This window comes from Phenylobacterium sp. (assembly GCF_037138395.1).
In the GTDB taxonomy this organism is placed as follows: Bacteria; Pseudomonadota; Alphaproteobacteria; order Caulobacterales; family Caulobacteraceae; genus Phenylobacterium.
The window spans coordinates 1-6,311 of the sequence record NZ_JBAXIM010000144.1 but is presented as its reverse complement, the minus strand read 5'-3'; the positions used below and the strand labels follow the sequence as shown (position 1 = coordinate 6,311).

Annotated in this window: 4 protein-coding genes; all 4 read right to left on the bottom strand. The window is 68.7% G+C overall.

All coding sequences use genetic code 11. The annotated features are described in order from the left end of the window. Window positions 1-129 precede the first annotated feature (129 nt). Window positions 130-1,326, bottom strand: coding sequence for an MFS transporter (locus WCJ52_RS10715; protein ID WP_336903300.1), 1,197 nt, complete (start codon window positions 1,324-1,326; stop codon window positions 130-132). Then, entirely contained in the window at window positions 1,323-3,485 is a 2,163-nt protein-coding gene (locus WCJ52_RS10710; protein WP_336903299.1) for a hypothetical protein, read from the bottom strand. Before WCJ52_RS10710 ends, WCJ52_RS10715 begins: the two co-directional genes overlap by 4 nt. A gap of 207 nt (window positions 3,486-3,692) precedes the next feature. Beyond that, window positions 3,693-4,586: a carbon-nitrogen hydrolase family protein gene (locus tag WCJ52_RS10705; RefSeq protein ID WP_336903298.1), complete on the bottom strand. Its 894-nt coding sequence runs from the start codon at window positions 4,584-4,586 to the stop codon at window positions 3,693-3,695. 141 nt (window positions 4,587-4,727) lie between these two features. Next, on the bottom strand, window positions 4,728-6,311 hold a 1,584-nt coding region (locus WCJ52_RS10700; RefSeq protein WP_336903297.1), incomplete at its 5' end, for a PLP-dependent aminotransferase family protein.

The window sequence follows — 6,311 nt, the reverse complement described above, 5'->3', positions numbered from 1 at the left end:
GGACCCCGCCCTGGTCTGGCCGCACCGTAGGGGGCCAAACTGGAGAAGGTCCAGGGTTAGCCTGACAGCACCCTCCTGATGGCAATTCGGGGAATTCTGGCGAACGGGAGGCCAGGATATCGGGGCGGTTCAGTCCGGTGGGCCTTGTCGGTCGAGCAACAGGGCGGGCGCAGCCGCCGCGACGCCGCTGAGCGCGAGACCCAGGACCGAGATGTTGATCAGGCCGCCGTACTGTCCCCCGGCCGTGACGAACGCGGCCATGGCCGGCCCGGAGGCAAGGCCCATCTTGGAGAAGAAGCCGGCCAGCGCGGCCATCTGCCCGGCCCTGTCGAACGCCGCGCTCATGCCGAGCAGATAGGGAATGACGAAGGCCCAGGTGATGGCCGTGCCGATGTTAGCGAGGAGGTAGATCCACGGCAGCTCGCTGTAGTGGAACGCCCAGGTGCCGCCGAGCGTCAGGACCAGGCCGGCCACGACCGGCCAGAAGCGACCGAACTTGACCCCCATGACGACGACCAGGACCGAACCGAGAGCGCCGATCCAGTTGGCCACGCCCAGTGTGTCGGTGATGAACCTGAGCTCGAGCCCGGCGCCCTTGCCCAGACCGATGATGTAGGCTGCCAGGCCCATGTTGGCGGCCTGGAACAGAAAGATCGATGCGAACACCAGAATGAGGGGAATCCAGAGGGTCGGCGCTTTGGGACCGTCGTTAGCGGCCTTCGGCAAAGCCTTGTAAGCCCCCAGAAACGGGACCATCGCCAGCGTCGCCAGGCTGAAAGCCGCCAGGGCCAAGAATAGGACCCCCGGTCCGAACACCGGCACCAGCCGGGGCAGGAACATCAGCCCCAGGCCGCCGAGGCCGAACTGAACCACAAGCAGCATGCCGAAGGTCCGGTCGGGCGTTCGGGTCCGGGCGATGACCGCGAAGGCCACGCCCACCAGCAGGCCACCGATCAGACCGTGGATGAACCTTACCGCGATCAGGACCTCGGGCGCCTTCAACAGGGTCGAGGCCAGGTCGATGGCGATCAGGCAGAGCAGCACCGTCACGGCAACCGGTCGCCAAGGAAGTCTGCGGACAATGAACACCGCCGTCAGGGCGCCGACAGCGGCACCATAGACGTTGGCCGAGGCCACCAGCCCCGCTTCTCTGGCGGTCAGGCCCACTCCGCTGATCAGGCCATCGACCAGGGCAGCCATGATGTTCACGTAGAACAGGCCGGCGGTCGCCAGGAAGGACAGCAGCACGCTCGCCACCAGACTATCCTCCGGGACCTTCCGCGGGCCAAGACGCGAAACCGGCGGGGAGAGGGCATCGTCAGTCATGAGCACATATTCCTGATCCTGCCGGCTTCGAGGGCCGCCGGAGCCCAGTCGAAGACGCCGCTGTCGCCGAAGTAGTAGTAGGTCACGCCGCCCGGCAGCAGCACGACGGAGATGCCGCCGTATCCCGACATGAACGGCGCCCAGACCGGCCGGGAACAGCCCAGCGGGCCGCTGATGTCCCGCGCCCAGAAGCCGGCCTTGTAGCGATAGGCCGGGCCGCTGGCGGGCAGGCCCGGATGGGCCGGATCACGCTGCAGCGCCGCCTTCAGCAGACCCGGGTCGAGCACCGGCCGGCCGTCGATCACGGCCCCGTCCCGGAGCCAGCCTGCGATGCGCAGGATGTCGTCGCGATGGTAGGTGAGACCCCAGCCGGTGAAGGGCTGGCGCACCGCATCGTAGGTGCGGCGGGTTCCCATGATCGTCGGGCTGAGCTTCAGCGACCGCCAGAGCGGGGCCACGAGATCATCATAGAGATCGCCCTCTCCCGACCGCCGGAGGATATCGGACATGGCCGTTCCAAGCAGGTAGGTGTCGGCGGTACGGTAGACGAAGGTCGTCCCGGGTGCGGCGCGGCGGTGGAAGTGGCCGCAGGCGTAGGCCGCCTTGGCGGCGCTGTCTTCGACGTTGAAGAAGACCTGGCCGGCGGGAGCGTTCTCGTCCGCCTCGAAGGCGGTCGAGCCGTAGACGCCGGTGGCCATGTCCAGCGCGTTGGCCAGAGTCACGGCGGCCCAGTCGCCGCCTTTGGCGCAGGCCGGAACGTGATCCGCGATCAGCGCCCCGGCGCTGCCCGGGTGCAAGGCCTCGAGCCGCATCAGACCGACGCCGCCGACAATCGATTTGGCCGTGGAGTAGGACGGCAGGCCCAGAACGTCGCAGAAGGGATAATCGCCTTTTCGGGTCTGGCAGGCGCTCGCATAGTGAACGCCATCGACGACCAGGCCGAAGGCGGTGGGCGGGTCGCCACCCTTCGTGGCGCCCAGGGCGAAGGCCGCGAGGTTCACGTCCGGCCGCAGCCGGGCCAGCTCGGCGAGGGGACGGACCGGCAGTCGGGCGACGACCTGGTCCCGCCAGGCCGCAATGACCGCATCACCGTCCGGGATCGCAGCGGGCGTCAGCCGCGCCGGGACCGTGGCCCAGGCGTCGAACTTCAGATAGGCGCAGGTCTCCGAAGCGATCTCCAGCGCCACCCGGGACACAGATCCATCGGGCTTGAACAGGAAGGTCAGCACCCCGTTGTGCAGGCAGTTGGCGTTGTGCTCCTGCAGGGCGAACGGGACCGCGGCCCGCAGCCACCCGCGATCGCCCTCCTCGCGCCAGACGCGTCCAGGTTCGAGGACCCAGTCCCAGGCGGGATGGTCGCCGACGATCACGCCGCGCCGGACCGGGACCAGATCGGCCCCGTCCCGGAGGAACGCGAAATCGAAGGGCGGTAACGTCACCCGGGCCGCCAGCTCGGCAGGGGTGTCGCCGGTGTCGTCGTGAACCACCGTCATGTTCAGGGTCGCGCCGGACAGAGTCAGGGTCAGGCGCAGGTCGGACCGGCCTGGCGGCGCCACGGCCCCCGGCGGTGGCGCGAAGGCGGCGAGGCTGACCGGCGCGGAGAGCCCCGGTCCCGTCGTCAGGCTGTCGAGCGTCAGGGCGGATCGCGGACCGGCGGCCTCGACGCGGCGTTCACCGGTCACCGTCACCGCGTCGGCCCAGCAGGCCACACGCTTGCCGCCGACGGCCCGGACCCGGATCAGAACCTCTGACGTGTCGTACGCGTCCGGAAGCGCCAGCGCCGCCCGCGTCAGGGTCACGCCGTCGTCGGCGCCATCGCGCACCGCGACAACCTCCCGCCAGGTCGCGCCGTCGTCGGCAGAGGCCTCGACCAGACAGGCGTCGGCCTTCCCCAGCCCCATCGCCGCCAGGGATCCGGCGACCGACAGCTGGACAAAACCGGCGGTCGAGACCGACGTCATGGCCGTCGCGCCACCCGTCACGCGCAGCGAGATGTTGTCGCCGTAGGATGTCAGCCGTACGTCGCTCGCCCCGGTCTGCCCCCAGCCGTCGGCCTTTCCATCCTGGAAATCATCAACGAAGACGGGGGCGGCCAGGGCCGGCGAGACGGCGCAGAGTGACGCCGCCAGCACGGCCGCGCCAAGCGTGAAAAGACGCATCAGAGCAACCCTCCAGGGTCCATGCCGCCGGCCGAGTTCGCAGGGATGGTCTGGCGCACCTGCCCCGCGGGACGGCTGTTCTTGACGAGCGTGCCGAGCGATACGGCACCTTTCAGGTTCGACGTGTTCACCTCAATCCCCCCTCGTTTCAGACAGACCTGCCGCCATTTCCCGCCAGAGGCGTGACGCGTGACGCGCGCGCCTGCATTACGCCTGCGTCTTGATCGTCCTCACTCCTGGCGCCGTAGGCCGTTCAGACCCCGGCTTCTGCAACGGCCCCAGTTCCGAGAAGGTCGGCGACGCGGCAAATCCCTCCCGGTAGGGCGGAAATTCGATCGGATTGTCGCGCAGGCTTTTCAGGGGCTGTCCCAGCCCGTGCCAGCCGCGCTCACGCACGCGTGTGACCTGGTCCAGATCGAGTTCGACGGCGATGACCTCATGGCCCGCCCCCGCCTGGTGAATGACTTCGCCGCCGGGGCCGAACACCCCCGACAGCCCGACGCCGAGGGACCCGGCGGTGTTGATGTCGACGAAGAAGACCTGGTTGGTCACCGCGCTGGCGCGGGCGATGGCCAGCTCCGCCTCGCGGTCGATGGTGTTGGTCATGCCCGGATGGATGATGACCTCCGCGCCCATCCAGACGAGGGTCCGGGTCGTCTCCGGAAACCACATGTCATAACAGATCGACATGCCGAACCGTCCGACGCCGGGCACGTCGAAGACCACGAACTCGCTTCCCGGAGCCACGCCCTGCTCGTAGGGCAGGAAGGGATAGATCTTGCGGTAGCGGGCAACGACCTGACCGGTCGGGTCAATCACCGGCGCGGTGTTGTAGACGCGGCCGCCGTCGGCCTCGAACAGCGAACCGGGCACCAGCCATACACCCGCCGCGCGCGCCGCTTCGCACATCTTCGCCTCGGCCTCGCCGGGCAGCGGCTGGGCGTTGGCGGTTGAGGCCCCGAATAGGCACAGTTCACCGAGGACCACCATGTCGACCCAGGGAAGGCGGGCCTTCACCGCCGCGACTTCAGCGACGATGCGGTCGCTGTTGTCGCCTTTGCCAAGCTGCAGTTGAAGGCCGGCGATACCAATGGGGCGCATGGGAAATCTCAAGACAGGCCCTGTGGCCCTGAACCCCGAGAGTGACTGCGTTAGCGGCCGTCACATAGCGCCAGTCCCCGGCAACAGATGGGGCCAGATTGAAAGCCCCGCACGCCGGAAAAGAAATCTGGCCCCAGAGAGTCAGCCAGCGTCCGATCGCCGTATGACGGCCGTGTCGACCAGGCGACCGCCCACATCGAACCAGCCGATGCGATCGCCGACGATCGCTGTCACCAGACGCGAGGTCTCACCGTAGGACCACCGGACCCACTGCCTGCACCAGACGTCGCCCTCGACCCACCAGCGCCCCTCGTCGCAGTCCTCGTTGGCATAGCCGGCCCGGCCGACCATCCGGCCGTCCGTCAGCAGCTCGATGGTGCAGGGGTCGCCGTAGACCGTCTTGCACAGCAGCACCGCGCCCGACATCGCCGCCTGAAGCGCCGCGCCCGACAGTCGGGCGCTGGCGGTCTCTGGAAAGGCACGCGCCGTGCCCGGCAGATCCCGCATCAGGTCGGCCAGGGCCGCCACGCCCTGCCGGATGCGGTCTGTCGGCAGACTGGTCACGCCCAGTCGGAAGACGTTCCGGGGCGCCTTGCGGTCGGCATAGTAGGGGCCGACCGGTTCGATCAGCACGCCGCGCCGCTCCGCCTCCGCCGCGAACGCCTCGACGTCGAGATGGTCCGGCCCCCGCACCCAGTAGGTGGCCCCGCCGCGTAGCGGCCCGATGGCGACGGACTGTTGCAGATAGTGGTTCAGGGCGTCGCGCAGAGCGGTGCGGCGCTCGCGAAACAGCCGGCCCAGCCGCATCATGGTCGCGTCGTAGTGGCCCATGGACAGGAAGTGGGCGGCCGCCCTCTGGTTGTTCAGCGGTGGATGGCGGATGGACAGATGGCGGAGCCGCCGGGCCTCGGCGATCACCTCCGCCGACGCGACCATGTAACCGAGCCGCAGACCCGGTCCCAGCACCTTGGAGAAGCCGGCGACATAGATCACGCGGTCGTCCCGATCCAGGCTGCGCAGGGCCGGACAGGCCTCATCGAGGTCGTTGGTCTCGCAGTCGAAGTCGTCCTCGATGATGACCAGGTCGCGCGCCGCGGCCTTCTTGAGCAGCGCTTCGCGGCGGGCCTTCGTCATCATCACGCCGGTGGGAAACTGATGGCTGGGCGTGACATAGACCAGATCGCAGTCGTCTAGCCGCCGGTCGACGACCAGTCCCTCGTCGTCGACGGGTTGTTGGACCAGCCGGGCGCCACGGTCCCTGGCCAGCCGACGCATGTCCGGATAGCCAGGATTTTCGATGGCCACCACGCGGGTCCGGTCGATCAGCATCTGACTGACGAGCGACAGGGCCTGCTGGGCTCCGACCGTGATCAGAATCTCGTCCGGACGCGCCTGGATTCCCCGCCGCGGCAGGACTTTGGTGCGGATTTCCTCGATCAGCATCGGATCGTCCGCATCGCCGCCGTCCATCGACCACTGGCCGATGTCGCGGACCGCCAGGGCCTGACGGCTGGCCTCGCGCCACTCGGCGACCGGAAATAGGGACGCGTCGAACAGGCCGTCGATGAAGGGATAGGGATATTGCCGCCAGTTGGGCATCCGCCGCGCGACCGGCTCATCACCTTCGCCGGATTTGAACCGGCCGCGCCATCGCGACGACGGCGCCGGCTCGCGGCCGCCTGCCACGGACTGGACCGCCGTCAGGCCGCGCAGCATGTCGTGGTC